The sequence below is a fragment of the Bacteroidales bacterium genome (assembly GCA_021157585.1).
Lineage (GTDB): Bacteria > Bacteroidota > Bacteroidia > Bacteroidales > UBA12170 > UBA12170.
The window spans coordinates 1-3,178 of record JAGGWH010000052.1 but is presented as its reverse complement, the minus strand read 5'-3'; the positions used below and the strand labels follow the sequence as shown (position 1 = coordinate 3,178).

The window sequence follows — 3,178 nt, the reverse complement described above, 5'->3', positions numbered from 1 at the left end:
CGAGGAAAGCCCAACCATCTTCGTCAGAAAGATCCGATATTGTTGTTTTAATTAAATTAATTTCCTTTTGAGATATTTTATCTACATTGGTTTTAGCCAATTCTTGGGTATCATCATTTTTCTTTTCGGCTTGATTTTTCAGAATTTCTATATAAATGAATTTATCACAAGCAACAATAAACGGATTTGGGGTTTTCTTTTCTCCGATTCCGATTACTTTCATTCCGGCTTCTCTTAATCGTGTCGCTAATCGCGTAAAATCGCTGTCGCTTGAAACTAAGCAGAACCCGTTGACTTTGCCGCTGTAAAGGATGTCCATTGCATCTATGATCATTGCAGAGTCGGTCGCATTTTTGCCGGTCGTATAGCCGTATTGTTGGATAGGCGTAATTGCATTTTCCAACAATAGGTTTTTCCATTTTGTCAGATTAGGTTTCGTCCAATCGCCGTAAATTCTCTTAATGGTCGGATTTCCGTACTTTGCAATTTCTTCCGTCATTTCTTTTACATAGGCAGACGGAATATTATCACCGTCAATAAGTACGGCTATGTTTATATTCGTATTCATAATTTAAGTTTCAATACTGTGTTTTAATTGCTTACGATTGACTATACAGCGTTTTAAAAAAGCACAGCATTTCTTATATGCTTGAGCTGTCAGCAAATAAGAAACACTAAAGAATAGCCGCTTACTTAAGAATTATCAATTAAAAAAAAAGCCTGTCAAATCTGATAGGCTTTATACGATACAAAAAGGTCAAAAAGTAATATTATATTATTCTGCTTTGACATTTATTGCGTTCAATCCTTTTGGACTTTCTTCTACATCATAGCTTACTTTGTCTCCTTCATTTATCTCATCAATTAATCCGTTTTGATGTACAAATACATCTTTACCGCCATCATCAGGTGTGATGAATCCAAACCCTTTAGATCTGTTAAAAAATTTTACTGTTCCGTTACTCATAATTATTGTTTTTAATTTAAATAAAATGCAAAGTTAGTATTAAATCTTTCATCTGCTTGATTTATGCATCATTATTTTTTTTTTGCACATAACAATATAGTAAAAACACTGTTTTCCGTACTATAATAATTTAATTTCAGACCTTTCCTTTTTATGATTGCAAATGATGGCAATATGGCATAAAGCGGGTTACGAGTGATTCCCTATCAAGCCGAGATGAAGTTGGAACGGTTTAAAACCACCTCAATTAAGCACTTCACCGCTTTTTGCTATATTGCGTGTTACCCAACGTAACTACCGGTATATTATAAAGTTATGGCATAAACAGGCTTAGTCAACTTTGGTTTATTACAATCAGGTCTTTTATTTTTTATCATAATTTTAAAGCAACAACTATTTATTCAACGATTGAATTTTAGAAATGGCAATTTCTGCGGCTTTAATAAATACCGGCATAGTCGGAGCAGATGTCAGCAAAGGATGCGTTCCGATTTGAAGTGAAATAAGTTCGTATACCGTGAGTTCATTTTGGATAGCAAGCCCAAGAGTATTTATTATTTCACCCGAAGATTTTCCGCCCCAAATTTCCGCACCTAAAATAGAACCGTCTGAAGGGCTAACATATAATTTTGCCGTTAATAATGATGAATCTTTTATTGCTCCGGGATGCCGATCAGGAGCGCTAAATTGAGCAGTAATAAATTGGATATTGGACGTTATCGCACTTTTTTCATTTAAACCTACCGAAGCCATTGACAATCCGTTTATTTCAGTAGAAAAGATACCTATAGTGCCCATAAAACTGTTTTTTATTGTTACGCCGTAAAGATTATAACCTAATACTCGTGCTTCGGCAGTAGCAGTAGAAGCTAACATAATATTATCACTCCTTCCGGTTAAAAAGCCTATTGTTTGTGAGCAATCTCCTACAGCGTAAATATCTTTTTCTACTGAACGCCCATAGTTATCAACATGTATAGCGCCCATTTTGTTTAACTGCAATCCCGCATTTTTAGCAAGTTCGGTATTGGGTTTATAGCCCACAGAAAAGATTACAACATCTGTTTTAATTTCCTTGTTATTATTTAATTGAACAGCCGTAACACAGCCATCTTTCCCAATAACTTTTTCAACCAAAGTGGAAGTATAAACATTCACGTTTGCTTTTTTGAGTTGTTCTGTTGCTATTATACTTAAATCATACGAAAGAGCTTTTGAGAAACAAAATTTTTCAATTTCAATTAAACTGACTTTTTTATCTGTATTTTTTGCTAATTGCTCCGCAACTTCTGCACCTATAAAACCACCACCGACAACAACAATGTTTTTTTTGTCTTTAAGCGTGTTAATTAAATTCTCAATATATTCAAAATCCTTTTTGATATAAAACACATTTTTTAAATCAAAGCCCGGAATAAAATCAGCAATTACATCCTTAGAACCTGTTGCAAATACAAGTTTATCGAACATAACCGTATCGCCCGACTGTGTTCCAAGTTTTTTCTGTTTAACATCAACATCAATCACAAGGTCCGTCATAACTTCACCGCCCAAGTCAATAAATCCTTTGGGACCCATGGCATTTTGGCTTACTGAATCCAGGTCGTGAAAAACATAAGGAATGCCACACGGAACCAAACCTTTTTCATTTTCCTGAATCATTAATATTGATTTGTCGGGAAACTGTTTTTTTGCAATTATTCCTGTTACGATACCGGCAGGACCTGCTCCAATGATTATTACATCATATTTTTTCATTTTATTTCTCCTTTAAATTGTGATTACTCTATTTATTTAAGCAATTTTTTTTATGTTGGGTAACGGATGGCAATAAGAAACGTAGGGTATTTCGAAGCATCTACCTTTCAAGTTACCAAGCTGCTTTTTTAATGTTATGTCATTCAAATTTAGCACTATCCGCCCTATGTTTTTTATTGCGTGTTGGCTGTAGTTATTTTTTCCAATATTCATGAAAATAGTCATAGTCTCCCATCTCACTCATTTCAAATTCCCATTCAGAACTGTCAAGGATTAAATAGTTATATCCATAAAAAGGTCTCTCCGCTCCACCTAAATATACCGTCAATTTGTACTGATATGCTGGAAACCTGTAAAATGCAGAATCGAAAGGTTCGTTTGAATAACCGCGGGTTTTGCTGTTATTCCAATCTTTAGTAAAAGTTTCTATTTGAGTTCGTGTTAGCAATTGGG

General features: G+C 34.4%; 4 protein-coding genes. All 4 read right to left on the bottom strand.

Annotated features, from left to right (window positions below; translation table 11 throughout):
* On the bottom strand, nt 1–568 hold a 568-nt coding region (locus J7K39_03355), incomplete at its 3' end, for an NYN domain-containing protein (GenBank protein ID MCD6178921.1).
* 207 nt (nt 569–775) lie between these two features.
* Nucleotides 776–967, bottom strand: a complete 192-nt coding sequence (locus tag J7K39_03350) for a cold-shock protein (GenBank protein MCD6178920.1) — start codon at nt 965–967, stop codon at nt 776–778.
* A gap of 393 nt (nt 968–1,360) precedes the next feature.
* Entirely contained in the window at nt 1,361–2,725 is a 1,365-nt protein-coding gene (locus J7K39_03345) for an FAD-dependent oxidoreductase (GenBank protein MCD6178919.1), read from the bottom strand.
* A gap of 193 nt (nt 2,726–2,918) precedes the next feature.
* A partial coding sequence (locus J7K39_03340) for a hypothetical protein (protein MCD6178918.1) occupies nt 2,919–3,178 on the bottom strand: 260 nt, incomplete at its 5' end.

What these genes read in the sequence shown, in the direction of transcription:
- J7K39_03350 (MCD6178920.1), bottom strand. Translation starts at nt 967, where the DNA reads ATGAGTAACGGAACAGTAAAATTTTTTAACAGATCTAAAGGGTTTGGA.
- J7K39_03345 (MCD6178919.1), bottom strand. Translation starts at nt 2,725, where the DNA reads ATGAAAAAATATGATGTAATAATCATTGGAGCAGGTCCTGCCGGTATC.